This window comes from Algoriphagus taiwanensis (assembly GCF_036245645.1).
GTDB lineage: Bacteria > Bacteroidota > Bacteroidia > Cytophagales > Cyclobacteriaceae > Algoriphagus > Algoriphagus taiwanensis.
On record NZ_BTPE01000003.1, the window covers coordinates 390,308 to 414,200 of the forward strand.

Annotated in this window: 22 protein-coding genes and 1 tRNA gene; 5 read left to right on the forward strand and 18 right to left on the reverse strand. The window is 42.3% G+C overall.

The window, feature by feature from the left end; translation table 11 throughout:
- Positions 1-45: 45 nt before the first annotated feature.
- The 4 genes from pnp to AAA938_RS06025 form a co-directional block, all read right to left on the reverse strand.
- Positions 46-2,187, reverse strand: coding sequence for a polyribonucleotide nucleotidyltransferase (pnp, locus tag AAA938_RS06010; RefSeq protein ID WP_338227736.1), 2,142 nt, complete (start codon positions 2,185-2,187; stop codon positions 46-48).
- Positions 2,188-2,288: 101 nt separating this feature from the next.
- Complete coding sequence (rpsO, locus tag AAA938_RS06015; RefSeq protein WP_338223413.1) at positions 2,289-2,564, reverse strand: 30S ribosomal protein S15; 276 nt, start codon at positions 2,562-2,564, stop codon at positions 2,289-2,291.
- 72 nt (positions 2,565-2,636) lie between these two features.
- Positions 2,637-4,388 (reverse strand): LptF/LptG family permease, encoded by a 1,752-nt coding sequence (locus AAA938_RS06020; RefSeq protein WP_338227737.1) that lies wholly within the window; start codon positions 4,386-4,388, stop codon positions 2,637-2,639.
- Positions 4,389-4,459: 71 nt separating this feature from the next.
- Positions 4,460-4,855 (reverse strand): START-like domain-containing protein, encoded by a 396-nt coding sequence (locus AAA938_RS06025; protein WP_338218625.1) that lies wholly within the window; start codon positions 4,853-4,855, stop codon positions 4,460-4,462.
- Between the two features lie 437 nt (positions 4,856-5,292).
- On the opposite strand from AAA938_RS06025, the gene AAA938_RS06030 reads away from it, so the two are divergent.
- From AAA938_RS06030 to AAA938_RS06040, 3 genes are all read left to right on the forward strand, one after another.
- A tRNA-Met gene (locus tag AAA938_RS06030) sits at positions 5,293-5,366 on the forward strand.
- 172 nt (positions 5,367-5,538) lie between these two features.
- Positions 5,539-5,799, forward strand: coding sequence for a GIY-YIG nuclease family protein (locus AAA938_RS06035; RefSeq protein WP_338227738.1), 261 nt, complete (start codon positions 5,539-5,541; stop codon positions 5,797-5,799).
- A gap of 309 nt (positions 5,800-6,108) precedes the next feature.
- Positions 6,109-7,446: an Nramp family divalent metal transporter gene (locus AAA938_RS06040; protein WP_338227739.1), complete on the forward strand. Its 1,338-nt coding sequence runs from the start codon at positions 6,109-6,111 to the stop codon at positions 7,444-7,446.
- A gap of 55 nt (positions 7,447-7,501) precedes the next feature.
- Here AAA938_RS06040 and rplT read toward each other — a convergent pair whose 3' ends face one another.
- The 7 genes from rplT to AAA938_RS06075 form a co-directional block, all read right to left on the reverse strand.
- On the reverse strand, positions 7,502-7,846 hold the full coding sequence (gene rplT / locus AAA938_RS06045; protein WP_297337729.1) for a 50S ribosomal protein L20: 345 nt from the start codon (positions 7,844-7,846) through the stop codon (positions 7,502-7,504).
- Between the two features lie 106 nt (positions 7,847-7,952).
- Positions 7,953-8,147, reverse strand: coding sequence for a 50S ribosomal protein L35 (gene rpmI, locus AAA938_RS06050; RefSeq protein ID WP_338227740.1), 195 nt, complete (start codon positions 8,145-8,147; stop codon positions 7,953-7,955).
- Positions 8,148-8,171: 24 nt separating this feature from the next.
- The gene (infC, locus tag AAA938_RS06055; protein ID WP_338227741.1) at positions 8,172-8,726 is read right to left on the reverse strand and encodes a translation initiation factor IF-3; all 555 of its coding nucleotides are present in this window, start codon (positions 8,724-8,726) and stop codon (positions 8,172-8,174) included.
- 82 nt (positions 8,727-8,808) lie between these two features.
- Entirely contained in the window at positions 8,809-10,758 is a 1,950-nt protein-coding gene (thrS, locus tag AAA938_RS06060) for a threonine--tRNA ligase (RefSeq protein ID WP_338227742.1), read from the reverse strand.
- Positions 10,759-10,868: 110 nt separating this feature from the next.
- On the reverse strand, positions 10,869-12,062 hold the full coding sequence (locus tag AAA938_RS06065; protein ID WP_338227743.1) for a 6-bladed beta-propeller: 1,194 nt from the start codon (positions 12,060-12,062) through the stop codon (positions 10,869-10,871).
- Positions 12,063-12,267: 205 nt separating this feature from the next.
- Entirely contained in the window at positions 12,268-12,867 is a 600-nt protein-coding gene (locus tag AAA938_RS06070; RefSeq protein WP_338227744.1) for a hypothetical protein, read from the reverse strand.
- Between the two features lie 90 nt (positions 12,868-12,957).
- A complete protein-coding gene (locus tag AAA938_RS06075; protein WP_338227745.1) occupies positions 12,958-15,450 on the reverse strand; it encodes a DUF5686 and carboxypeptidase-like regulatory domain-containing protein in 2,493 nt (830 codons plus the stop codon).
- A gap of 153 nt (positions 15,451-15,603) precedes the next feature.
- On the opposite strand from AAA938_RS06075, the gene lhgO reads away from it, so the two are divergent.
- Positions 15,604-16,803, forward strand: a complete 1,200-nt coding sequence (gene lhgO, locus AAA938_RS06080; RefSeq protein ID WP_338227746.1) for an L-2-hydroxyglutarate oxidase — start codon at positions 15,604-15,606, stop codon at positions 16,801-16,803.
- Here lhgO and AAA938_RS06085 read toward each other — a convergent pair.
- From AAA938_RS06085 to AAA938_RS06105, 5 genes are all read right to left on the reverse strand, one after another.
- Positions 16,800-17,774 (reverse strand): YheT family hydrolase, encoded by a 975-nt coding sequence (locus tag AAA938_RS06085; protein ID WP_338227747.1) that lies wholly within the window; start codon positions 17,772-17,774, stop codon positions 16,800-16,802. The two genes, lhgO and AAA938_RS06085, sit on opposite strands and share 4 nt — an antisense overlap.
- Positions 17,775-17,887: 113 nt before the next feature.
- A complete protein-coding gene (locus AAA938_RS06090; protein WP_338227748.1) occupies positions 17,888-18,235 on the reverse strand; it encodes a hypothetical protein in 348 nt (115 codons plus the stop codon).
- The gene (locus AAA938_RS06095) at positions 18,232-19,443 is read right to left on the reverse strand and encodes a BaiN/RdsA family NAD(P)/FAD-dependent oxidoreductase (RefSeq protein ID WP_338227749.1); all 1,212 of its coding nucleotides are present in this window, start codon (positions 19,441-19,443) and stop codon (positions 18,232-18,234) included. The genes AAA938_RS06090 and AAA938_RS06095 overlap by 4 nt, the downstream gene beginning before the upstream one ends.
- 33 nt (positions 19,444-19,476) lie before the next feature.
- The gene (locus tag AAA938_RS06100; RefSeq protein ID WP_338227750.1) at positions 19,477-21,015 is read right to left on the reverse strand and encodes a helicase HerA-like domain-containing protein; all 1,539 of its coding nucleotides are present in this window, start codon (positions 21,013-21,015) and stop codon (positions 19,477-19,479) included.
- A gap of 83 nt (positions 21,016-21,098) precedes the next feature.
- Complete coding sequence (locus tag AAA938_RS06105) at positions 21,099-21,506, reverse strand: DUF4332 domain-containing protein (protein WP_338227751.1); 408 nt, start codon at positions 21,504-21,506, stop codon at positions 21,099-21,101.
- Positions 21,507-21,691: 185 nt separating this feature from the next.
- Between AAA938_RS06105 and AAA938_RS06110 the strand changes: the two genes are divergently transcribed.
- On the forward strand, positions 21,692-22,393 hold the full coding sequence (locus tag AAA938_RS06110) for an outer membrane protein assembly factor BamD (RefSeq protein WP_338227752.1): 702 nt from the start codon (positions 21,692-21,694) through the stop codon (positions 22,391-22,393).
- A gap of 60 nt (positions 22,394-22,453) precedes the next feature.
- Here the strand turns inward: AAA938_RS06110 and AAA938_RS06115 are convergent, their stop codons facing one another.
- A complete protein-coding gene (locus AAA938_RS06115; RefSeq protein WP_338227753.1) occupies positions 22,454-23,056 on the reverse strand; it encodes a tetratricopeptide repeat protein in 603 nt (200 codons plus the stop codon).
- A gap of 10 nt (positions 23,057-23,066) precedes the next feature.
- Positions 23,067-23,882, reverse strand: a complete 816-nt coding sequence (locus AAA938_RS06120) for a 2,3,4,5-tetrahydropyridine-2,6-dicarboxylate N-succinyltransferase (RefSeq protein WP_338227754.1) — start codon at positions 23,880-23,882, stop codon at positions 23,067-23,069.
- Between the last annotated feature and the right edge of the window lie 11 nt (positions 23,883-23,893).

Sequence of the window (23,893 nt, forward strand, 5' to 3'; positions counted from 1 at the left end):
TGAGAATTTAATGTTTATAGTTTTTCCGATTTACCCTCGATGGTATTATTCCTTAACGGCAGGCTTTTCTGGTTTTGGAAGAAGAGCCTTTCGGGAAAGCTTGAATTTACCGGTTTTTTTGTCAACATCGATCAATTTGACCATGATCTCCTCTCCTGGTTCAAGAACACCGTCCATGCTTTCCAATCTCTCCCACTTGATCTCGGATATATGAAGTAAACCATCTTTACCTGGCATAAATTCCACAAATGCTCCGAAAGGCTGAATATTCTTAACCTTTCCGGTGTAAGTCTCACCGATTTCAGGCTGAGCTACGATCGCTTTTACACGACGGATAGCAGCATCCATATTGGCTTGATTGGCAGAGAAGATATTGATTTTACCCTGATTGTCAATTTCTTCAATCACAATAGTGGTAGCGGTATCTTTTTGAATCTCTTGAATGACTTTTCCGCCTGGTCCGATCACTGCACCAATGAGTTCCTTTGGAATCCACATCATGAAGGACCTTGGCGTATGCGGCTTCAGATCAGGCTTAGGTGCCGCGAGAGTTTTGCTGATTTCCTTCAAAATATGAAGTCGGCCTTCCTTGGCTTGGTACAAAGCTTCTTTAAGAACTGAATAGTCCAAACCTTCCACTTTCAAGTCCATTTGGCAGGCAGTGATTCCTTGTTCGGTACCTGTCACTTTGAAGTCCATGTCACCTAAGTGATCTTCATCTCCCAAAATGTCAGAAAGAATGGAATACTTGCCGGTTTTGGAATCAGAAATCATACCCATGGCAATTCCGGTTACAGGAGCTTTGATTTGAACACCCGCATCCATCAATGCTAAAGAGCCAGCACAAACTGTTGCCATGGAAGAGGAACCGTTGGATTCCAAAATATCAGATACTACCCGGATGGTGTAAGGATTGTCAATTTCAGCAGGCAAAACTTTCTTGAGAGCTCTCATCGCCAAATTGCCATGTCCCACTTCTCTTCTACCTGGACCTCTGTTTGGCTTCACCTCTCCAGTAGAGAATCCTGGAAAGTTGTAGTGCAAGAAAAACTTATTGTAGCCAGAAATAACAGCACCGTCAATCATCTGCTCATCCATCTTGGTACCCAAGGTACAGGTAGTGATGGATTGGGTTTCACCTCTGGTAAATACTGCAGATCCATGAGCTGAAGGAAGATAGTCTACCACAGACCAAATAGGTCTGATTTCATCCAGCTTTCTTCCATCCAGACGCTTTTTCTCATTAAGCGTCAGATTTCTTGCAGCTTCTTTGTGAATCTTATGGAAATAAGGACCGATTAGGCTTGCCTCATACTCATGCTCCTCGCCTAAGTTTTGGACAAATTCTTCTTTAATCGCTTTCACCAATTCCGAACGCTCGGATTTATTGGCGATTTGCTTGCTTACTGCAGCATATAATTTATCATACAATTCTGCCTTCATTTTGTCATAAAGGGCAGAATCTGATTTTTCATGATTGTATTCGCGCTTTTTCTCCTTGCCTACCAGCTTGGTCAATTCGATTTGAGCCTGGCAATGACGCTTGATTTCTTCATGAGCATACTGAAGAGCTTCAACCATTTCATCTTCGGAGATTTCATTGGCCTCCCCTTCTACCATAAGGATATAATCCAAAGAGCCCGCAACAATAAATTCAAGAGAAGCCTTCTCCAAATCAGCAGGACTTGGGTTGATAACTAGCTTCCCGTCTATTTTGGCAACTCTCACCTCAGAGATAGGACCGTTAAAAGGAATATCTGAAACGGCAAGTGCAGCAGAAGCAGCCAATCCGGCTAATGCATCAGGAAGTACGGTTTCGTCATAGGACATCAAAGTGATAGCCACCTGAGTATCAGCATGGTAATCATCCGGAAAAATAGGACGAATCGCTCGGTCTACCAGACGGCTGATCAAAATTTCATAATCAGAAAGTCTTCCTTCTCTTTTTAGAAAACCACCGGGAATCTTTCCTGAGGCGGCAAATTTTTCTTGATAGTCAACAGACAAAGGCAAAAAGTCTACACCTTCACCTGCCTCGGTTTTTGAAACTACTGTGGCCAAAAGCATTGCTTTTCCCATCCTCACTACTACAGAACCGTCCGCCTGCTTGGCCAATGCGCCGGTTTCAATGATAATTTCTCTGCCATCTTCCAAAGTGATGGACTTGGTGATCAAATTTGGTAACATAAGTTATGGTTGATATTTTTTCTTTCGTCTTAAAAGTGAAGGCATCCAGCTTAAAAAGAAAAAAGTAAGGTTCTCGAACTAGGAGAACCTTACTAAAAGGATTATTTTCTGATTCCGAGCTCGGCGATGATTGCTCTGTAGCGCTCGATTTCTTTCTTGTGGAGGTAATCCAACAAACTTCTTCTCTTACCTACCAACTTCAACAAACCCAGTCTTGAGGAGTGATCCTTCTTGTTTGACTTCAAATGCTCAGTCAAATGCTGGATTCTGTGTGTGAAGAGGGCAATCTGAGATTCAGGAGATCCTGTGTCTGTAGCAGATTTTAACCGTCCATGATTCTTAAACAACTCTTGTTTTTTCTCTGATGTTAAATACATGTTTAGCTAAATTAAATAAAACAGCTACAAAGGTAGAGTTTATAATCCAATTTTAAAAGAGAGAGCGCTTTTTCATTTTTTAAATAGGCCTTTGAATTTTTTCAGGAAACCCGAATAAAAATCCGATTCAAATAGCCTTGCGTCTTTTTTTGCTTGTCTTAAAAAGAACAATCCGAATGGTATCAGGCATAGGTTGGAGAAGAATGTACCGAAAAGAGGATCTGCAAGACCTTCTTTTGCCCATTTTTCACCGGTAATGGTTAGAATGTAATAAAGAATAAAAAAAGTGATGGAAATAAGCACAGGCATTCCCAAGCCACCCTTTTTGATTATTGCTCCCAAGGGTGCACCAATCAAAAACATCATGAAGCAAGCAATAGCCTGAGTATATTTTTGGTACCAAGCTATTTCAAATCTTCGGAATTCCCGTTCATGCCCATCGATCTGTGAGGCTTTTACATTAAAGGTATTCTTTAAATTTCTGGAATTATTGAGTGCCATGGTGATGGCGTTGGAGAAATATCCCCTTTCGTACATCATGGAGTCTACCAAGTTTTTCTCTTCCTCGGTCAGGGGAGCAGTACGAACTGATTTTTTCTTAACCTCCCCTACTCCTGCAGTATCCACTGAGGTAATGACCGGCTGCTTTCTTAATCGAGATATCTTTTTTGAACTTAAAGCCTGACTTTTTTTATTCAATAGTGCTGAATCTATCTCTGGACTGGAGGCAATCGTGGTTTCCAAAGTGATTTTCTTGGTTCCTTGATCAGAATTATTGACTGAAAGGGAATCGTTCAGTTTGATAGCTACCTGAGTGGAATCCAAAGCTTCTTTTTCCCTTTGTTGAAGTATTTTTTGCTTTCTCAGCGTGTCATCTAATGCCTTCCTTTCCAGGATTTCCTCACTGGGAGTCAACACTCGATTTTTGGTGAAAAAGGGATAAATACCCTCAGCAGTTTTGAAATTTTGAAACTTGAGATCATTGACTAAAGAATAAATAGAGTCTAATCCCAATTTGATTTCGGGAATATTCTTTATGGCCCTATTGGTCGACCAAAGATCCTCAGGAGTTCTGTTCAGTTGAAATGCAGCAAGGTCAAATACCATCACATTTTCGGAAAACTTGGTCCTAGAAAACTCCACAGGGGGTTCGGCAATTCCCCTGCTGGAACGTGCCTCTTTGTAATTTTGCCCATTGAAAAGAGTCAGTTTCATGTAGGCATCATTCATAAAAGTCTCCATCCTTCCGGAATCAGCCAGTGTCACACTCAAATTTCCCAAGCCTTCTGCGTGGTTGTATATAATAATATCACGCAGTCGGACATCATCCAGCTTTTCATTGACTTTGATGCTGTAGTTGGGGATACCTGCGTAGAAAACCCCCTCCTTGATATCCAATGCAGGAGATTTTGTTCGGATATCATACAAAAGACTGAAGGTTTTCAAATTGACTTTTGGAACCAGGTAATTATTTGAGAGATAAGCTGCGATAGTCAGGACCACAGTAAAAATCCCAATTGGTCTCAGTGCCCTTACCAAAGAAATACCACTACTTTTGATTGCAGTCAACTCAAAATGCTCACCCAAATTCCCAAAAGTCATCAGGCTGGAAAGCAAAACGGCCAATGGAAGCGCCATTGGAGAAATACTGATCACGAAATACCCGATCAATTCGGCATAAATGCCGAAACTCAATCCTTTGCCGAAGATTTCGTCAAAATATTTAAGCATGTTGACAATCAATAGAATGAAGTCAACCACAAGAAAAGTGAGTATAAATGGCCCGATAAACGACCCAAGGATGAGTTTATCTATTTTTTTCATGAAAGCAATTCCCTCCCGATGCCTACGCACTTTTTGGTTTGGGAGTTCAAAAATGGGGATTTGAAATCAAATTACCCACCAATTATTTCTTTCAATTTGTAAATCAGTCCCTCCCAAATCGCTTCAAGTTCATCCTCCTCATACTCATTGGAGTAATCTATCACCTTCAAAAACAGAGACTGGGTAAGCTCGTTTTCTTCCAGTTTAAACTCGATGTAGGAATGATCCCTTTCATCAGGATTCTCAGGGTCAAAAAAGTCAAATTTTACATGGGCATTAGATCGTAAGGAAGCCAATCGGGCGTAGTGATCTTCGTTGTCAAAATTGAAGATATAATTCTTATCCTCATCTATACGGACATTATCTGCAAACCACTCCTCTAACCCGCTTGCCGTACTCAAATATTGAAAAACAATCTTCTTGGACGCATTTATTTGATAATCAGCAATAAATTTATTTTTTACCATGACTTAATCGGTTTAGGGAGTTTTTTTCCCACTTTTTCTTTTTTCTCAACTTGGATTTCAAAGTACAAGAACTCATATTTGCATTCCCATTTGAAAAGGGAGGGTTGCTCAGAAAATAAACGATTTTCCCAACCCGATATTGAGCAGTGATTGTGACTTAATATAGGTATTAATTCCAACTTTCAATACCCCAAATTAATTATTCAAAAAATTCTGGCGAGGTAGCTCAGTTGGTTAGAGCGCAGGATTCATATCCGCCGCGGCGGACAGGGGTCTGCCTGGCTTCATACAGGTTCAACTCCCTGATAAATTTGAAATATTGATTACAGTAATTCTGGCGAGGTAGCTCAGTTGGTTAGAGCGCAGGATTCATATCCGCCGCGGCGGACACTGGTTCAACTCCCTGATAAATTTGAAATATTGATTACAGTAATTCTGGCGAGGTAGCTCAGTTGGTTAGAGCGCAGGATTCATAACCCTGAGGTCACGGGTTCAACTCCCGTCCTCGCTACAAAGGCTTTCGGAAACGGAAGCCTTTTTTTGTTTAATGTATAGAATGGCTTTTCCAGTTGGTTTGATCGCAGAATTCATATCCGCCCCGGCGGACACGGGTTCAAATCCTCCCGAATCCTTTCGGGACTACAAAGGCTTTCGGAAACGGAAGCCTTTTTTTATTTTCGAGTATGGATGAGTTCGTGGTTTATATCCTTTTTTCTCCTTCAACCGGGAAAACTTACACTGGTATGACTTCTGATTTGATAACACGATTTCATTTCCACAATCAAAAATCTACCAAAGGATTTACAAAAAAATTTCGGCCTTGGATTGTCGTTCATGTTGAGTTTTTCCAAGTCAAAAAAGAAGCACTAAATCGGGAACAAGAACTAAAGACAGGCAAAGGCCGTGATTGGATCAAAAATTTCATCTTGCCATCTTACTTGTAGGTGGGAGGATTCATATCCGGTACGCCGCTGGGCACAAGGTGTGGCGGACAAGGGCCTGCTTGGCTTCAGACAAGTTCAACTCCTCCCGAATCCTTTCGGGACTACAAAGGCTTTCGGAAACGGAAGCCTTTTTTATTTCCAAAGATTTCCCCGTTCTTTTTTTCATTTTCAAATAGGGATAGCCAATCAATTAAATTTCCTGCTCCATTTGAATTGAGAATTGTTCTACAACCCATTATTCTCCTCCGTTTGTGGTTTATTTAAAACCCAAACTTTTTCCGGAAAATCACTTTTTGCCTATCTTCAATCATGATAGAAAGTAATCGAACGATTGCTGTAAAAAGTGCTCCCCGATCTTTTCTTGAAAAGTTAAAATTCCTTGGCCCGGGATTTATTCTGGGAGCTTCAATTGTAGGTTCTGGGGAATTAATTGCCACCACAGTCCTCGGTGCCGAAGCCGGTTTTATCACTTTTTGGGTAATTCTTTTGAGCTGCTTTATCAAGGTTTCCATCCAATTGGAATATGGCAAAAATGCCATCCTAACAGGAAAACCACTAATGGTCGAGTTTAATGAGTTGGCAGGTCTTAGAATAGGAAAAGGGCATTGGACAGTTTGGACCATTTTTTTGTTGACACTTTTCAAAATCATTCAGCTTGGAGGCATGATCGGTGGTGCTGCAATCATCATTAATTTAATTTTCCCAAGTCTCTCTTTACCTTGGATCGCATCATTTTTGGGGTTAAGCCTGATTCTTTTCTTTTTGAAAAATTATTATCCATTAATTGAGAAAACATCCACTTTCCTTGTTTTTGGATTCACTTTGCTCACCCTAGCTTCGCTAATCGGTCTTTTTTTCACCCCATTCAGTTTCACTTGGGAGCAGGTTGCCACGGGTCTAACATTCATACTTCCCTCGGAATTAATTTTTGTTGCGATTGGTGCATTCGGAATTACCGGAGTAGCCAGCGATGAAATCATAGCTTACACTTATTGGTGTCAGGAAAAAGGATATGCAAATTATGTAGGCAAAAATGACGGTTCTGAAGATTGGAAAATCCGAGCGAAGGGATGGATTAGCATCATGTATTTGGATGCATTTATAGCTATGCTAATTTACACACTAGTTACGTCCTCTTTTTATCTTTTGGGCGCCGCTATACTGCATGGAAAACAAGAGATTCCTCAAGGTTTGGATTTGATTCGTTCCCTAGCTTCAATTTATACAGAGATATTGGGCCCAAAAGCCCGATTTGCCTACTTGATCGGAGGTTTTTTTGCCTTGTATTCAAGTGCTTTTGCGACACTAGCCTATTGGACCAGACTCTTTCCGGATGTGTTTAGCCAGATGGGTTGGATTGAAAAATCAGAAAAAGCCTGGGCTAAAACCGTAACATGGCTCTCGGTAATTTTCCCTGTTTTATGGGTGTTGATATTTGTATTTATTAAAGAGCCAGGTTTCATGGTTCTTGCCGGTGGTGCAATAGGCTCCGTGATGCTTCTGGTTGTTATATTTGGAGGAATTCAATTTCACAGAAAAAACCTTGGTCTTCAGCTATTTAATGGTCCAATTTCTAAAATAATGTTTTGGTTGAGCACATTATCAATTCTATTGGTCTCGGCTTACGGTATCTACAAACTATTCTAAACAAAAAAGCCTTCCCAACCGGGAAGGCCTTCCGCAAAATAAGGATGTGCCGACCTTATTTTACTCTTTCAACTACAGCTTTGAATGCCTCAGGGTGATTCATCGCCAAATCAGCCAAAACCTTACGGTTAAGCTCGATATCGGCTTTTTTCAACATCCCCATGAACTGAGAATAGGAAATCCCGTGCTCTCTAGCACCGGCATTGATACGCTGGATCCACAAAGCTCTGAATTCTCTCTTCTTCGCTTTTCTGTCTCTGTACGCATACTGAAGACCTTTCTCGTACTTGTTTTTGGCTACCGTCCACACGTTTTTACCTCTTCCGAAGTATCCTCTTGTGGCCTTAAGCACTTTTTTTCTTCTTGCTCTTGACGCTACTGCGTTTACTGATCTAGGCATGATTTTTTGTTTTTTGACACTCGGTGTTCCGTTTGACTGGAATCTTGATTACCGAAGCATCTGGTGAATAAATAAACCTTAATTAATTGTTGAGATTAGTCGAAAATCAGATTTTCAACATGTCTCTTACTCTACCTTCGTCGGAAGTGTGAACCAAACCAGCTTTGGTCAATTCTCTCTTACGCTTGGTAGATTTTTTGGTGAGGATGTGGCTTTTGAAAGCGTGCTTCCTCTTGATTTTGCCGGTTCCTGTTAGGGAAAACCGCTTTTTTGCACCGGATTTAGTTTTTACTTTTGGCATTTTACTGTATTTAGTTGGTTGAAATTACTTTTTCTGTGCCTTGGGGGCAATGAAGATATTCATCCGCTTACCTTCCAATCTTGGCATTTGCTCCACTGCTCCATAGTCTTCCAAAGCCTGAGCGAATTTCAGCAGAAGCATCTCTCCTCTCTCTTTGAAAACAATGGAACGCCCAACAAAGTGAACGTAAGCCTTTACCTTAGCTCCCTCTTTTAAGAAGTTGATCGCATGCTTCAGTTTGAAGTTGAAGTCATGATCGTCGGTATTAGGCCCGAAGCGGATTTCCTTTAAAACTACCTTAGCTGCATTGGCCTTGATCTCCTTCTGCTTTTTCTTCTGCTCGTACTTAAACTTCGCATAATCGATGATTTTACATACGGGAGGTGAGGCGTTAGGAGAGATCTCCACGAGGTCTAGCTCGTTTTCCTGGGCAAGTCTGAGGGCTTTTTCGATAGGAAGTACTGCATTTCCTCCCTCTACAAAATCACCTACAAGGCGCACTTCACGTACGCGTATTTTCTCGTTTACCCGATATGGTTCTTCTCTTCTTCCTCTGGGCTGTTGTGGTCTTTGACTCAAGTTTGCTAAGTGGTTTATTTTAAATTGCCTGCAAATATCGGAATTATTTCCAATTCAAAAAACTGAATGAAAGAATACGTCATCAGTCTTTGCTTAAGGATTGGGAAATAATTCCTTGAAAATAATGAATAAACTCATCTATTGTTTGGCTTCCCAAGTCACCTTGTCCATGTTTTCGGACAGATACTTTGCCTTCTTCCTGTTCTTTTTCACCTACGATGAGCATAAAAGGTACCTTTTTCACTTCAGAATCCCTGATTTTTCGGCCGATTTTCTCATCTCGGTTATCAATCGATCCGGTGATACCTGCATCTTCGAGTAAACCTTTCAATTCTTCTGCGTAGGCTACATATTTCTCGGAAATAGGAAGAATATTAATTTGCTCAGGGGCTAACCAAAGCGGGAAATCGCCGGCACAATGCTCGATCAATACCGCCACAAATCGCTCCAAAGAGCCAAATGGCGCCCTGTGAATCATAACAGGCCGGTGCTTTTGGTTGTCCGAACCGATGTATTCCAGCTGGAATCGATCAGGAAGCTGATAATCTACCTGAATGGTTCCCAATTGCCACTTTCTTCCCAAGGCATCCTTTACCATGAAGTCCAGCTTAGGACCATAGAAAGCCGCTTCTCCCAATTCGGTGACAGTCTCCAAGCCCTTCTCTGCAGCAGCTTCAATAATCGCAGCTTCTGCTTTTTCCCAAGCTTCATCGGTACCGATGTATTTTTCTTTCTTTTCCGGATCTCTCAAAGAAATCTGTGCGGTATAATCCTGAAATCCAAGTGCTTTGAATACGTAAAGCACCAAATCAATCACTTTGATAAACTCTTCCTTGACCTGATCCGGACGGCAGAAAATATGCGCATCATCCTGAGTAAATCCTCGAACGCGGGTCAAACCATGCAATTCGCCACTTTGCTCATATCTGTAAACGGTTCCAAACTCTGCATATCGAATAGGCAAATCCTTATACGATCTAGGCTTATGCTTGTAGATCTCGCAGTGATGCGGGCAGTTCATCGGCTTCAGCAAAAAGGCCTCCCCTTCGTTGGGTGTAGTGATAGGCTGAAAGGAATCCTTACCGTACTTCTCGTAGTGACCGGAAGTCTCATACAAAGCTTTGTGCCCGATGTGAGGAGTAGTCACCTGCTGATAGCCGGACTTATCCTGTGCTCTTTTCATAAAAGCAACCAATCGCTCCCTGAGCAAAGTCCCTTTAGGAAGCCAAAGTGGAAGACCCATTCCCACTTTCTCAGAGAAAGTAAAAAGCTCCAATTCGCGTCCGATCTTTCTGTGATCGCGTTTTTTGGCTTCTTCTAGCAAGGTCAAATAATCTTTTAGCTCCTGGGCTTTGGGGAAAGTGACTCCATAAATACGAGTCAGCATTTTGCGCTTCTCATCCCCTCTCCAGTACGCTCCGGCGATATTGGTCAGCTTTACGGCTTTCACAAATCCAGTATTCGGAATATGCGGACCACGGCAAAGGTCAGTGAAGTTCCCCTGCTCATAAAAAGTGATCGAGCCATCTTCCAATCCTTCCAAAAGGTCCAACTTGTACTCATCTCCTTTTTCCTGGAAGTAGGCCACCGCGTCTTTTTTGGATATTTCCTTTCGGATAAATTCGCTTTTCTGTTTAGCCAACTCGATCATTTTGGCCTCAATCTTTTCGAGCTCCTCTCCTTCCAGTTTGTGGTCACCAAAGTCCACATCGTAGTAGAAACCGGTTTCAATCGGGGGTCCGATTCCGAATTTGATCCCAGGATAAAGCGCTTCTAATGCTTCTGCCATCAAGTGGGCTGAAGAATGCCAAAAGGTATTTTTTCCTTCTACATCATTCCAAGTAAGCAACTGTAGTGTTGAATCTTGTTCAATAGCTCGGGTAGCATCCCAAACCTGACCGTTAACTTTGGCAGCAAGAACATTCCGGGCCAAACCCTCGCTGATACTGGCAGCAATCTGCAGTCCGGTAGTTCCTTTTTCATACTCCCTCACCGAACCATCGGGAAGGGTAATTTTAATTTGTTGTGACATGTGTTTTTGTTTTTCTGCCCATACAAACAGGCAGGTGAATCAGGGTGCAAATATGCATAACCGAAAACCAAAGGAAAAATCTGGGGAAAAGGAATATTTAAATGAACAGTTTATTCCTTTACGGTGTAAACAATTAATACTGGGTTTTCAGAGTCTTTAGCCGCGATAGCCACTTTGCCCAACTCATTCCCTTTTCCTTTAATGTAGTCCTCAAAGGCTTTCTGGCTTAGAGATTCTTTCTTTTTTTGAATCAATTTAAATAAATCCTTACCTGGATACTTTTCTCCTACCATATTATCATTAAATCGATATAAAAGAGAGTATGAATCAAAACCACCATCCAGATCATTCTCTATCCGGCCCTTTATAACATGGTTTTCTTGAGTTTTTCTGTCAAAAAACACATTGAAGAAAGCCTCCTCATACTTGAAGCCGGAATAAAAAAGCGACTCAGTCAAGAACCATTGGTGAGGGACGAAATACAGTTTTGCCCTTTTATTTATAAAATCCAGCCTCTGCAGGGCATCATGCTGTTCCTCAATAAGCTTCATTTCATCCATGCTTTGGGCATATTTCCCAAAATCAAATGCTAGTGTGGGTATCAGTTTTCCATCTTTTCCTTTCCAAATGGTATCCTGAAACGCCATTCCAAAAAAGACCTCTCCCCTAAAATTCAAAAAATTGTTTCTTCCTGAAAAACTACCATAATATCCCCTTTCTTGAAATGGTAGAAAAGCGGTCGAATCCTGAAAATTTTCATTTACACTTCTAACAAAAAATTCTTCGGAGTCACGGGTATTGGAATAAAAATAATAACGATTTTCTTTTTCGGAATAAATGCCAGAACCCACATGTTTTTTCAATTTTTCTTCCCGAAGAAATTTTCCATCCAAGCTAAACCACATTAATTTCGGAGGATAAACACCTAACAAGAGTATCTCTTCATTAACAATGATTGCATTATCAAAGTCCAAATATTTTTCTGGCCCCTCTCCGTATGCCCGGATTTTTGATAAATAATTTCCCAGCCTATCAAATACATGAATACACTTGCAACCAAAAATATCTAATGTGAAAATCTTATCTCCATGAAAGATAATTTTTTGTATACCAGCATTTAGTTGAGCAGCTTCTGAATCATCCTTAAGCCAAATGTATTCGACCTCCGGCTCGAAAAATTCCGAAAGTTTACCCTCCTTAGCTTCCGAAAGATCGATTTTGATGACTTCCAACCCATCCTTCTCAGAAATAAAAGATTGCTTTTCAACTCTTGAGCAGGAAAGAAAAATAAATGAGATTTTCAAGATCAATCCTATGATTTTGTGGTTTATCCCCATACATCAAATAATTAAAATTAATACTAAAGAATAATCTGTGCACTGACTTTTACGTGAAATGGCTTTGCGCCTTGATTATCCAAATAGGTCATTCTATGGAAGAAATCTACCCGGAAAAACCTAAAGATGTTCTTGATCCAACAATTTAGCTCCACAAGGTGAATCTAGAAGCCTAAAAACTCTTACCAAAACTAATTCCAGCAAATCTGGGTTCAAAGCTCCAATCTTCTCTGCCACCTACAGGAACATTAAAAAACGGAGTATAACCAATTCTAAAGAAGAATCCACCTTTAGGTTTTTGATATCGATAACCAATTCTGAAAGGAAGCAGACTCTCAAACACGACTTTGTCTTCTAATTCTGAGGTTTCTGAATTAAAGTTCAAACTTGTGGCTAAATGAGGAGTCACTCCAAAACCTAGTTCCAAGTGATGGTCTCTTTTCCCAATGAGACCAGAAACTTCTAAGGGAACTGCTGGGTTAAAAACTGTTTTCCCTTGCACCCGATCTGCCCAAAGCGCAAAACCAGCACTCCCAATCACCTTTAGTAAACCTTTCTCATGAAAAAGTCTACCATATGAAAAAGCATATTGACCTGCATTACCCCCAAGATCAAGGTAAATGGCATTTTTTGCGGTGAATGTTTGTACCTCTTTTTGAGCAAAAACATATGAATTAGACAAATTGAAAAACACAAAAATGACTATACAGAATTTTAAAACAGAAGTTTTCATAGCTCTAAGGTGAAAAGTGAAACCTACTTTCTTATCCAAATACTCCCCGTCTTCGCGAGGTTTCAGATCAGATAAGTTTTTTTAATATAAAGCTCATTTGAAAAAAAAAAAAAAAAAATAGGTGAAATTTTACAAAATAATTTGTGCACTGACTTTTACGTGAAATGGTTTCGCCCCAGGATTATCCAAATAAGTCATTCTATGGAAGAAATCCACCCGGAAAAACTTAAAGATGTTCTCTATCCCATAGCCTAATTCCAAATAAGGCACTCCAAAATCAAGTCTTCCAAAGGTCTCAATCGGATTGCCCTCCGGATTAAAGGTTGGGGCATTTTGGATGTTTTCATCACGTACTGAACCAAACAAAACATTGGCATTGGCGACTGCTCTCCATTTCAGTTTTTTCATCAGAGGAATCCGATTGAGCAAGAATCCTTCAAAAAAGTGACGATACCTTAGACTCATGTATCGATCAGAGGCAAATTCATTGAAATTCATCGTATTGAAGGCAGCTGTTGTGTAAAAAAGGGTTTCGTTACCCAAGTGATTTTTCAAAATCGGATAAGGCACCTCTCCAAATACCTGACCCGCATCCACTTCATATCTCGACACCCCAAACAATCCCATATTCACCCGCTGATAAAGGTAAAAACTCAGCTTAGTGTAGCGGATATCTCCGATCAAAAAGTCAATTCCACGGGTATAATTAACCTCAAAAATCGGCCATCTAGAAGGTCCAAAGGACGCTCTTTCGTTGTCATTGATGATGATGATCTCATCCCGCCCATAGCGAAGACCGGCACGGATTTCTGTGGTCTGGAACTCAGATCGGTATTCCCGGGTATCTTTTTCAAGATAGTAAAAGTCATACAGCGGATCAAAATCAAACAGATTCAGCCCAGCTGTGAACAAGAAACCCTTAAAAAACTCCCGCTGAAAAGTCAGCTTCTGAGTCGTGGCAATGAATGGCCTTCTCAAGGTGCCAAACCGGCTGGCAGCCAGGAAAATGCTATTGCCCTGAAGACTCTCCATTTCCAACCCTACCTGATCGATTTCCTTAGATGCGCTAAGCTTAAGCGTCGTCCATCTTGCCCGATCCAAAATCCGTGTGGCTGAGGCAGAATACTTAAATCGCTCATCCTTAAACCCATAAGCCAAATAGCCCTGAAACGCCCATTTATTGGAAAACTTGTAATTGGTGCGAAGTCCCATTCCTAGGCGAACACCTTCCACATTGTTGTAATTGCCAAACTCGGTCCAAGGTCCCAAGTCGATTTTCCCAACAGGTAAAAACCCTGTCGCGAAAAACTTCAAGCCTTCGGAATAGAATCGGATGATAGGAATGGTCTTCAACGTATCCACCATCTGAAGCACCGCCAACTCCTCGCTGCTGAGTGGATCCTTTCTGTTTTCACTCCAAAACTCAGGCGTACCTGTCCCAAAATCCGGTAGAAGCTCGACCGATTGATTGAAAAAACGGGTGGGTTGAGGATCATTAAGCTTGACACTGTCAGTAGCAGTGTAGAATTTGGCCAGCAAACCGGCCGTTTGGGGAGTCACCTGCCCTATTTTGATCTGAACCCGGGTTTTGGAAGGAATTAAAGGTCCGGCGGTTGTGGGTTCCAATTCCTGCTGGATTTTTATCCGCTCGATAAAGTTGAGATTAGCAGACTTGGGAATCGTCAAATCCACCTGCTTCAGGGCATAGGTTTTGGAATTGATCCAAATGGTACCGGAAAAGGCCAAATCTTGCTCTCTTCGGGGATAAACCTGAAGCTTGTAGCAGGAATCCTGCCCCACCAAAACCGAATCCAAGAGGTCGTAATCATAAAAAGTCTTCCATCCATCCGCAATCGGCGAGATGAACTCTTTCTCCAGAATATTCAGCCAATTTTTGTAAAAATTATACTCCTGAAAAGCCGAACCTGTGATCTGTGAGGTAGTGGAACCGTCAGTAATCCCGACTCCGGTTACTTTGGTTTTCTCGATGACCTCCTTTCTGAGTTCAGGGTTATTCCTGTAATAAAACCGGGAAACTGTCTCCGAGAAGAAAACCGGAAGGATCTTCTCCCCTTCATCATTGGTCAGCTGTCGGATGCTGTCTAACACTGAAGTGACTTTTTGCACGGATTTTCGTTGCCTAAACTCTTCCGAGAGATGATCTATGTCGATCTCGATTTTGGTGTAGTTCTTTGTTTCGTAGGCCTCCAAACTCCTTTTGTCAAAGTCCTTCCTTCGCTCAGATGCTTTTCGGATAATCTCAAATGCTGGATTTTCCCCGGCTTCGAAGACAAAAGCTTCGAGTTCAAAAGAGGAAGGTCTAAGCTGGAAATTGATCTTTTGATCAGGAATCCGCTCTAAAGGTTTGCTTTGAGAAAGGTAACCCAGATAGCTCACCTTAATGGAATCCGCAAGCGTCCGGGTTTCAATCAGGTAATTCCCTTCAAAATCCGTGGTGATTCCGACAGTAGTGCCCACCAAAATCACGTTGGCAAAGGCAATGGGATCACCCGTCTCGGCATCAGTCACCTTTCCCGATATGGAATATTGGGCGAAGGAAATCTGTGAAAAGGCTAGAAAAAAACAGGAAAATACTACCCGCAGGATCAAGGATTGGAACACGATTTTGAAAACTTCCGCAAATTAAGTGACTATGGAACGGCTTTGGGCTATTGAGAAGTATAAATTTTGGATAAAACTCTTACCAATTTCAAACCGACTCTCCTGCGATTTGGTTTTTCCGCTCTTATATTTGGGCAAAAATTTGGAGCGCGCATGGTTTACGATGTAGTGATTATTGGAGGTGGAATTGTGGGCTTGGCCACAGGACTCAAGGTGCTAAAAGCCCGTCCTGACCTGAAAATAGCAGTTTTGGAAAAAGAAGATCAGCTGGCCAAGCATCAAACCGGAAATAATTCCGGGGTAATTCACTCTGGACTTTACTACAAGCCCGGGTCCCTCAAAGCTACCAATTGCATCAACGGGTATCATGAGTTGGTTCGCTTTTGCGAAGAGGAAAAAATTCCTTTCGAAATCACAGGAAAGGTCGTAGTCGCTACCCGTGAAGAGCAAAAGCCCCTTTTGGATAATCTACTCACCCGTGGGCTTCAAAATGGCTTGACCGGCACCAGAAAAATCACCTTGGAAGAACTCAAGAGCTATGAGCCTCATTGCACAGGAGTCGCAGCTATTCACGTTCCTCAGACAGGAATTGTGGATTATTATCAGGTTGCTTTGGCTTTTGGAAGAAAAATCCTTCAGCTAGGTGGAGAAATTTTTCTTGAACATAAAGCGCTGAAAATAAATCAGAAAGAAGGAATCAACTACATAGAGACTTCAAAAAAAACCATTGAGTCTAAATTGGTCATCAATTGTGCGGGACTTTATTCCGACAAGGTTGCATTGATGAACGATGCGGCTATTCAGGATGTCAAAATCATTCCTTTTAGAGGCGAGTATTACAAGCTGAAGAAAGAAAAGGAATACCTCGTCAAAAACCTGATTTACCCTGTTCCAGATCCTAATTTCCCTTTTTTAGGTGTGCATTTCACCCGGATGAAAAAGGGAGGTGTAGAAGCTGGGCCCAATGCAGTTTTGGCTTTTCGAAGAGAAGGATACAAAAAGTCTCAGATCCATTTGGGCGAATTGGCCGAGACATTGGCTTGGCCTGGCTTCCAAAAAGTGGCGGGAAAGTACTGGAAAACAGGTTTTGGGGAGCTTTACCGCTCTTTTTCCAAGGCAGCCTTTACCAAAGCCCTGCAGGAACTGATTCCTGAAATCCAGGAATCGGATTTGGTGGATGGAGGTGCCGGGGTCAGAGCTCAAGCCTGTGATCGTACGGGAGGATTGCTGGATGACTTTGCAATCCGGGAGTCAGCCTATGCCATCAATGTGCTTAATGCCCCAAGTCCGGCTGCGACTAGCTCTCTATCTATCGGAGGTACAGTGGCAGAGATGGCCTTAAAGCGGTTTTAAAGCAATCCAGCTGGCTCTTTCAAAAACTGAAGGAGCCTTTGTTCTACCCAGTTGAACTCCTCATTTTTCAGGGTAAAACCTGTATGCCCCCCTCTTTTTGGCATTTCGAGTAGTATCTCCGGCTTAGCCTTTGCGAGTTCTACCGGGTAGCAGGCTTCTCCCAAAAGCGGATCATTTAGCGCATTTACGATCAAAGTAGGAATGGCAATGTGTCCCATCCAATTGTCAGCACTGACACTTTGGTAAAAATCGGTTGCATCTTTAAAACCATGGATTTTCGCAGTGAATTGGGTATCAAATGCGTCAAAATCCTCCACTTTCTCCAACAGATCCAGATCAAAAAGGTCTGGATACTGGACCGCCTTCTGTCGGATTTTCTCTTTGAGTTTGTTCAAAAAGCGCTTTTTGTAAAACACATTAGATTTGAGTTTTAGCGTTGCTGCACTCGATGGAAGGTTGCAAGGAGTGGAATAAACGGCAGCTTTTTGGATTTCCCTGGGTAAATCTTGGCCTTTTTCACCTAAATACTTCAAGGTCTGAGCGCCCCCCATACTTATCCCTGCCAAATAAATGGAGTCGTAATCCCGGGTCTTCAAAACATGGTTGACCACGGTATCCAAGTCATAACTGGCTCCATGGTGATAGAGAATAGGTTTGAGGTTCATCTCGCCTCCACAGGTTCGGTTGTTCCACACCAAAACATCGATTCCTTCCGAATTAAAAAGTTTGACTAATCCCATGGCATAATGTCTTCTTGAATCTCCTTCCAAACCATGAGAGATGATCAAAAGGGACTTTCCCCCCACCTTGGACCAATCCAAATTCAAAAAATCTCCATCCGGCGTGTCAATCCGTTCCCTTGAGTAAATCACACCCTCTATCTTCCTTAGCAGACTGGGAACGATGGTCTCCAGGTGTCCATTAAATAAAAATCGTGGAGGGCGGGAATAAGTGGAAGTAAGGATAGGCATGATTTTTAAAAACTACTAGGTCCAGCTAAGTACATGCAAAAGAAAGGAATCTTTTTTTACATAGAACTGCCAACAAAAAACTCTGTTCAGAGGCTAAAAATTCACTTTTGCTTTCAATTCACCATTTTTCCGACTTCTTCAATGGCTGAATTTATCTTGACTTCGAAATCCCGATAATGCACGTTGAATTTTTGTGAAAACCCTTCCGTCTCCAGAATTTCTTTGCCCTGCTGAAGTGAATCTGAAAGTAAATCTAAATCAAACATGGATAAAGTGGGCTTAAGCTTATGCCGAACCTGCTGAATAATCACCAGGTCTTTTTTATCCAGTCCCTCAGCATATTTGGCTTTTAGTTCGACTAAGCCTTCAAAAATGGCTTGGGTCAATTCTGCTCGAAAATCCTCATCCCCCTCAGCCATTTCATCAATTCTCTGGGATAAATCAGGGTAAAATTGAATCATATTGTAGTGTTTATAGACATTCCTGCCAAGAAACCTGTGGACCATGCAGCTTGAAAATTGAAGCCACCGGTAATCCCATCCAGATTAAGAATCTCTCCGGCAAAGTACAGATTTGGGTGATAAATACTTTCCATCGATTCAGGATTGATTTCCTCCAGGGGAATACCGCCTGCAGTGACAAATTCCTCCTTAAAGGTGGTCTTTCCATTGATGTCCAAAATATAGCAAAAAAGGCATTGAACCAGCTTATTGTTCAGCTTTTTTGGAAAATTTTCAAAGACCTGGTTCTCAGAAATCCCTACCTTAGCACAAAAGTGCTCCCAAAGCCGCGAAGGCAGTCCAAAAAGAGGATGGGATATGACTTTTCTTTTCGGATGTGCCAAGGCATAAGAATGCAATTGTTGCTGATAGTCTTGCTCACGAAGATCCCCTACCCAATTGATTATTGCTCTTCCCTTGTATTGATGATCATGAAGCCATTCCGCCCCAAAGGCAGATAATTTCAACACCGCCGGACCGCTTATTCCCCAGTGGGTAATCAAAACCGGACCACGATAATTGAGCTTAGTCCCTTCGATTTTTACCTCGGCATCAGGCACCGATATCCCCATTAAATCCCGAATGGGCTCTCCGGGAGTATTAAAAGTAAATAAGGAAGGAATGGGCTCTACCACCTTATGCTTCAATGACTTTAGGAAGGAATAACCTTCCTTTTTCGGAAAGCCCCCGGTGGCAACCACCACCCGGTCTGCCCGAAATACTTTTTTTTCTGTAATCAGTTCGAAATAGCCCTTAGCCCAATTGAGTTCCTTCACTCCGGTGGAGCTTAAAATCTGAACCTTGTTTTTCTGGGCCTCTCTCAGCAAGGTATCAATGATAGTTTGGGAAGAATTGGTCACAGGAAACACCCTACCGTCCTCCTCAATCTTCAATTTTACTCCACGGGATTCGAACCATTGAAAGGTATCCGGAATGGAAAAGTGCCGGAATACCCGCTTGAGGAATTTTTCTCCTCTGGGGTAATTTTTTACCAACTTGGAAATTTCCATGGGCCTATGCGTGACATTGCACCGGCCTCCACCTGAGACTTTGACTTTTGAAAGAAGCTTGGGTGATTTTTCAAAAATGGTCACTTCCACCCCGGGGCTACTGGCATGAATAGCAGCAAAAAACCCTGCTGCTCCACCTCCAATCACGGCAATTTTCAAGAATATATTCAGTTAATTTTCAATTACTTAAAATCATCTTCTTTTACTACTACTAAAAGATCCTAAAATTCCTCTAGCCAGTTCTCGAAACAAGGTTCTTCCCATTTGTCTCACCATGGTGTTTTTGCTGAGTTCTTCCAATAAAGACTCCTCTTTGGGAGTTCTGCTGGAAGTTCTTGGAGCCGGACCTGGAAGTTTAGCTTTTTCCTGAGCCTCCTGAATTTGATTCATTTTTCGCTCCAAAATCTCAAAAGCAGAATCATGATCCAGATCCTGATTGTATTTGGGAACTAAGGAAGATGCCCGAACTACCTGATCGATTTCACCATCAGTCAAAATATCCATTCGGGTGATTGGTGCTCTTACCAATGTGTGCGCCAAAGGAGTCGGAATCCCTTTTTCATTCAGTGCCGTAATCAAAGCCTCACCAATACCCATAGAAGTCAAAACCTCTGAAGTCGAATAAAATGGCGAATCCGGATAGTTTTCGGCCGTTTTCGTGATTGCTTTCCGGTCCTTGGCAGTAAATGCACGCAATGCATGCTGAACTTTCAAACCCAATTGGCCCAAAACTGAATCGGGAACGTCTGTTGGGGTTTGTGTACAAAAATAAACCCCCACCCCTTTGGATCGAATCAGCTTAACAATGGCCTCAATCTTCTCCAAAAGATCCTTGGAAGCATTAGAAAAGACCAAATGAGCCTCATCGATGAAGAGACATAGTTTGGGCTGCTTGGCGTCTCCCTGCTCCGGAAAAGTCTCATAAATCTCCGAAAGCAAGCTTAGCATAAAGGTGGAAAACAGCTTGGGTTTGTTTTGAATATCAGTCAGTCGAATGATAGAAATCACTCCTTTGCCATCCTTAGTCCTGACGAAATCATCCACATCAAAAGAAAGCTCCCCGAAAAACCGATCCGCGCCCTGCTGCTCCAACTCAATGATCTTTCTCATGATCGTATTGACCGAGGCTGAGGATACCTGACCAAATTCCTTCTCTATTTCTGATTTTCCTTCTTTGATGACGAATTGGAGAACCCTTTTGAAATCTTTCAGATCCACCAGAGGCATATGATGAAGATCACAATACCTGAAAATCAAGGCCACCACCCCTCTTTGGGTATCGTTGAGCTCCAAAATCTGGGAAATCAGTACCGGCCCAAACTCCGAGACAGTGGCTCGTAGTCTCACTCCCTTTTCATCCGAAAGAGTCATCAGCTCCACTGGTAAGCCTTGAGGATCATAATCCACACCTATGGTTTCTGATCTTTTTCTGATGAAATCAGAAGCTTCACCAGGCATAGCCAAGCCGGAAAGATCCCCTTTCAAGTCCATCAAAACCGAAGGAACGCCCTTTAGGGAGAGTTGCTCGGCAATTACCTGCAAGGTTTTGGTTTTTCCAGTACCGGTAGCACCGGCAATCAAGCCGTGTCGGTTCAGCGTCTTCAGCGGAACTTTGATTTGGGCTCCTGACACCGGACTTCCGTCCAATATCCCTGTCCCTAAAATGATGTAATCGTTTTTATATACCTGTCCCTCAGCTAAATGCTGAATAAACTGTTCTTTGTTGGCCATATTCTGTTTCTATTTGAAAATTCAAACTACAAAAAAACCTTGAGTCTCCTCAAGGTTTTTGTATGCTTCGGAATGGTGACTCCTCAATAAGAGACGACAGGTTCCAAGTTTTTAGCCTGCTGAATGAAATCAGAGACCTTATCCAAAGAAGGAACCACCTTGGTCAAGCCTTTTTCCTCTTGGGTCTTAGTCAAGGCTGCATGTAGATTTTCAGCATTTCGATTTCTAAGCTCTTTTACGGTATCCACACCTGCGGCTTTAAGCAATTCGGCAAATTGACCCGCGACACCGTTGATCCGAAATAGGTCTGCCATATTCACCCAATCCAGAATCTTGCCTTCATCTATACCGGAAGCTTCTGCAAGGGCTTTTCTACCTGCTTTGGTAGCACCCTTTTCCAAAAGTCCTTCTACGGTTTTCACACCTGCATTTGCAAGTTTTCCTTGGAAAACTTCCCCGATGCCTTGAATAGTAGTAATTGCTTTCGCCATGTTTTTTGAGTTTATGATTGTTATTCAGAAAAATCCCACTTAAAAATGAGATTGAGATGGTTAAAATTATTCAGTAATCCGATTTTTCAAAGTGCAAATGCAAAAAACCTGATGGAATTGAAAAATTTTAACTTGGGCATCTGATTTCTTGTTACGTATTTGCAATCAATCTAAATCCCTTTCCCTTGCAAAAAATAGTCCTTTCCCTGATTTTGGTTTTGATCGTTCAAAGCATTTCTATTGCCCAAGGGATTCCCAATTTAGGTCAGACTGACCGCTGGATGAAAGGAGCTTTAGCTGCTTTGGAGAGAAAAGATTATGAAACTGCCAATTCCATTTTCCGAAATCTGATTGACTCAGGTCTGCCCCTCCCGGAAGAGATGCCTTACTATTTTTCTGAGACCTTATACCACCTAGGGCAATATGACAACAGTCAGAATTTCCTGAATAAATACCTTGAAATCACCGGCTTCAATGGCCAAAATTATAAGGGTGCGGTTGAGTTAAAGGAAAAATTGTCCGGTCCGATAGCAGAAATACGAGCCTGCTCTCTTTGTGATCTGAAAGGATATCGATTTGGCACCTGCTTCACTTGCGAAGGAAAAAAGCAAATCGAACAAAGCTGCTCCTATTGCAAATCCAAAGGTGTGGTAGGATGTAGCCGATGTGCGGCTACCGGAATGATCAAAAAGACCAATGTCTTCAATATCGTCGAGTTCTATGAATGTGAGCGATGCTCGGGAAAAGGCCGCCTGACTTGCCCTACCTGTCAGGGTTCAGGCAAGGAAGTCAGCGATTGTAAAACTTGTCAAGGCAGTGGAAAGCTCACTTCTGACCTCATCTGCGATCATAAGGAACACGTCCACGACGCCAAACCGGCAAATTGACTTTAATCCAATAAATTAAGCCAAGCCCTCTTTTTGAATTCAAGTCAGGCTGTCAGAGCCTTATTTGCAATATTTGGCCAAAGATTCCTTAGCACCGGGATAATCCAAAACAGAGGCCAATTTCAAGTCTTCGCAGGCTTGTTTGTTTCTGTTCAAAGCAATCTTCAGCAATCCTCTGTTGAAGTAGGCCTGACCAAAGTCCTTATCCAATTGGATTGCATTTCCATAGGCTTTCAGTGCATCCTCTGGCATACCTAACTGGTGCAAGGCCCGCCCTTTCAAAAAAGAAGCCATTGCAGGAGCTCCCGGAATTTCTTCGGCTTTGGTTGCATATAAAAGTGCCGAAGCGTAGTTATTCTGCTGCAATTGAACGCTGGACAAACTCAGTAAAACCTGAAAATTGCTGGGCTCTAGGTTCAACGCAGTCTCAAAATCCTGTTGGGCTTTTCCGAAATCCCCCAATTCCTGATAGGCTCGCCCTCTATTGTAGAGGATTTTCACATCAGTAGGTTTGTTTTTCAGGTTTTCAGTATAGGTCTGTGCGGCAAGCTCATATTGACCCTTTTCGAAGTATCGATCGGCCGGATTGGCCTTTTGCTCCGAACAGGAAAACAAAGTCCCGGCGAGCACCGGGACCAAAATCATTTTTACTCGTAATCTCATAATCGTTGGTTTAGACTGCTACATTATTCTCTCGCAACGCATCATTGAGTGAAGTTTTTAAATCTGTGGAAGCTTTTCTCTGACCGATAATCAAAGCACAAGGAACTTGGTAAGTGCCTGCGGGGAATTCTTTGGAGAGCGAACCCGGAATCACTACCGAACGAGGAGGCACGTAGCCTTTGTATTCTACCGGTTCGGACCCGGTGACATCGATAATCTTGGAGCTCGCCGTCAAGGTCACCCCCGCACCGATTACAGCTTCTTTACCGATTCTTACTCCTTCTACAATAATAGCTCTGGAGCCAATAAATGCACCATCTTCCACGATTACCGGAGCTGCCTGTACCGGCTCCAATACGCCACCAATCCCTACTCCACCACTCAAATGAACGTTTTTGCCGATTTGTGCACACGAACCGACGGTTGCCCAAGTATCAACCATCGTGCCACTGTCCAAAAAAGCACCGATGTTAACATAACTTGGCATCATGACCACACCCGAGGCAAGGTATGCCCCATATCGTGCCACTGCGTGAGGAACCACCCGAACACCTTGCTTTGCATAGTTGGACTTCAGAGCCATTTTGTCGTGGAATTCAAAAGGTCCCACTTCGATGGTCTGCATTTTTTGAATCGGGAAATAGAGAATAACAGCCTTTTTTACCCAATCATTGACCTGCCAACTTCCGTCTTCCAAGGGTTCGGCGACCCGGATTTTTCCGGCATCCAAATCAGAAATAATGGTTTTTATGGCAATTTCAGTGTTTTTCTCTTTCAGCAATTCCCGGTTTTCCCAGGCTTTTTCTACAATAGTTCGAAGTTCCATTTTTTTACTTT

What these genes read in the sequence shown, in the direction of transcription:
- lhgO (WP_338227746.1), top strand. Translation starts at nt 15,604, where the DNA reads ATGGTTTACGATGTAGTGATTATTGGAGGTGGAATTGTGGGCTTGGCC.
- pnp (WP_338227736.1), bottom strand. Translation starts at nt 2,187, where the DNA reads ATGTTACCAAATTTGATCACCAAGTCCATCACTTTGGAAGATGGCAGA.
- AAA938_RS06105 (WP_338227751.1), bottom strand. Translation starts at nt 21,506, where the DNA reads ATGGCGAAAGCAATTACTACTATTCAAGGCATCGGGGAAGTTTTCCAA.
- AAA938_RS06025 (WP_338218625.1), bottom strand. Translation starts at nt 4,855, where the DNA reads ATGGTAAAAAATAAATTTATTGCTGATTATCAAATAAATGCGTCCAAG.
- AAA938_RS06020 (WP_338227737.1), bottom strand. Translation starts at nt 4,388, where the DNA reads ATGAAAAAAATAGATAAACTCATCCTTGGGTCGTTTATCGGGCCATTT.
- AAA938_RS06115 (WP_338227753.1), bottom strand. Translation starts at nt 23,056, where the DNA reads ATGAGATTACGAGTAAAAATGATTTTGGTCCCGGTGCTCGCCGGGACT.
- AAA938_RS06090 (WP_338227748.1), bottom strand. Translation starts at nt 18,235, where the DNA reads ATGATTCAATTTTACCCTGATTTATCCCAGAGAATTGATGAAATGGCT.
- AAA938_RS06040 (WP_338227739.1), top strand. Translation starts at nt 6,109, where the DNA reads ATGATAGAAAGTAATCGAACGATTGCTGTAAAAAGTGCTCCCCGATCT.
- rplT (WP_297337729.1), bottom strand. Translation starts at nt 7,846, where the DNA reads ATGCCTAGATCAGTAAACGCAGTAGCGTCAAGAGCAAGAAGAAAAAAA.
- AAA938_RS06100 (WP_338227750.1), bottom strand. Translation starts at nt 21,015, where the DNA reads ATGGCCAACAAAGAACAGTTTATTCAGCATTTAGCTGAGGGACAGGTA.
- AAA938_RS06035 (WP_338227738.1), top strand. Translation starts at nt 5,539, where the DNA reads ATGGATGAGTTCGTGGTTTATATCCTTTTTTCTCCTTCAACCGGGAAA.
- AAA938_RS06085 (WP_338227747.1), bottom strand. Translation starts at nt 17,774, where the DNA reads ATGCCTATCCTTACTTCCACTTATTCCCGCCCTCCACGATTTTTATTT.
- rpmI (WP_338227740.1), bottom strand. Translation starts at nt 8,147, where the DNA reads ATGCCAAAAGTAAAAACTAAATCCGGTGCAAAAAAGCGGTTTTCCCTA.
- rpsO (WP_338223413.1), bottom strand. Translation starts at nt 2,564, where the DNA reads ATGTATTTAACATCAGAGAAAAAACAAGAGTTGTTTAAGAATCATGGA.
- thrS (WP_338227742.1), bottom strand. Translation starts at nt 10,758, where the DNA reads ATGTCACAACAAATTAAAATTACCCTTCCCGATGGTTCGGTGAGGGAG.
- AAA938_RS06120 (WP_338227754.1), bottom strand. Translation starts at nt 23,882, where the DNA reads ATGGAACTTCGAACTATTGTAGAAAAAGCCTGGGAAAACCGGGAATTG.